Origin of the sequence: Desulfovibrio sp. 1214_IL3152 (assembly GCF_036763055.1) — a bacterium.
Lineage (GTDB): Bacteria > Desulfobacterota > Desulfovibrionia > Desulfovibrionales > Desulfovibrionaceae > Desulfovibrio.
Window position 1 is genome coordinate 1 of record NZ_JBAIYW010000550.1, and the last position, 1,833, is coordinate 1,833.

Sequence of the window (1,833 nt, forward strand, 5' to 3'; positions counted from 1 at the left end):
CGCCCCTGGCGGCCACGTCCGCGCCGGAAAGCAGCGGCCGCAGATGTCCGAGGATGGGCGCGGCTTTTTCTTCCGCCATGCTGTCCAGTCCCATTGGCCGGGTTTGCAGCAGTACAATCTGATCCTCTTCGTCCACAGCCCATTCCATATCCTGCGGATACTGGTAATGACGCTCCAGTTCCATAGCCATGTCCGCCAGGCGGCGCACCTGATCATCGCTGAGGCAGGGAACATCCCGCAGGGCGTCGGGTACGGGAACCATCTCGCTTTCAACTCCCGATCCGTGGCGCACCAGACGCAGGCGCACAGCCTTGTGAGCAATGGTGGTTTTGGTGATCTTGCCGGTGGCCCTTGATACCAGCCACTGATCCGGCGTGCCGGAGCCGTCCACCACCATTTCTCCCAGACCCCACAGGCCGTTGATGACAATGCTGTTGGAGCGCAGATCCACAGGGTGGCGCGAAAAAACCACGCCGGCGGCACGGGCGCGCACCATTTCAACACAGCACAGGCCCATGCCCATGGCATCAAGAGCATAGCCGTGGCTGGCGCGGTAGGTCAGGGCGCGGGGTGAAAACAGGCTGGCAACAACAACCTTGAACGACGGGATCAGGTCGTTGCGCGTAACGCCCAGCAGACTGCGGTATTGCCCGGCAAAGGACTGAACCCCGTCTTCGGCAATGGCGCTGGAGCGCAGGGCCGCCACCGCATTGGGATCATTGCCATAGGCCAGATCCCAGGCTTTGAGCAGGGCGTCTTCCACTTCTTTGGGAACGGGGGCCTCGCGGATGAGCTTTTCCACCTGGCGGGAAACAGCATTGATGTTGTCAGGCTTGTCAGGATCCACGGAGCGCAACAGGGAGTAGACGCTTTTGAAAAGTCCCGGCGTGCGCAGAAGGAAGATGGTTCCGGCCTTTATGGTGATGGCGAAGCCGCGCGGCACGGGCATGTCCAGCATGTTCCGCAGTTCACCGAGATTGGCGTTTTTGCCGCCCACACTGTAGGCCATGCTGGCGTCCACTTCCGTAAGATTCAGGGTCAGGCTCGGCACATCGCCGCGAGTACGCTGATCCAGCTCTTTTTCTATGCGCCCGGCAATGCTGTGTACGGCTGCATTCAGCCCCAGATGCCGTCGGCCGGAAATATCGTTGAGCGCGGCGGCCATGCGGTCACAACGAAAGATCGCACGCCGGGCTTCCTTGCGCACCTGGCTTGTTTCCATGTGTCGTTCGCCATGCTGTGCGGCATTAAGACCGGCCAGAATGCCGGCCAGGTCCGCATTGGCCTGAAGCAGTTCCTTGAAGGAGGCATATCGCCTGTGAAAGGCGGTCATGGCCTGCTCGCGCGAGAGGCGCGGCTTGCGGCCAAAGAATTTTTTCAGTTTGCCGACCATGAACATGCTCCGGATATGACGTTAGAAAGCCCGAATCAGCCGGAAAACGGCCTGCCCGGCACGACCACATAACGCTGGGCCGGGCCGCGCCCTTCTTTACGTACCAGACCCATCTGCACAAAAAGCTGCAAATCATACTGCGCCGTGCGCATGGAAATGTTTTCGCCCACCATCTGCTGGTATTCCTGGCGACTTATGCTGCCAACCTGTTCAATGCGGGGCCACATTTCCCTCTGGCGGTGATTGAGGCGGGGCATGTCCGTCTGCATGAATCTTCCGGCGTGGGGAGACGCATGGGGCATGGGAGAGGGATGCCGCACGGCATCTCCCGGGAAGGCGGAGGAATCCGCAGGGGACGGCGCTTGCTGCACGGAAGCGGGTGCGGCTGGAGGCGCTTCAAGGGCTTCGTCCTGGTCTTTTGACCTGTCGGGGCTGCCGTG

1 protein-coding gene and 1 pseudogene are annotated in these 1,833 nt (G+C 61.0%); both read right to left on the reverse strand.

The window, feature by feature from the left end; all coding sequences use genetic code 11:
• Window positions 1-1,393 (reverse strand): PEP/pyruvate-binding domain-containing protein (locus tag V6C07_RS11595; RefSeq protein WP_333536637.1); only part of this gene is annotated, 1,393 nt, incomplete at its 3' end.
• A 35-nt stretch (window positions 1,394-1,428) separates the two neighbouring features.
• A pseudogene (locus V6C07_RS11600) lies at window positions 1,429-1,833 on the reverse strand (hypothetical protein); the annotation flags it as partial.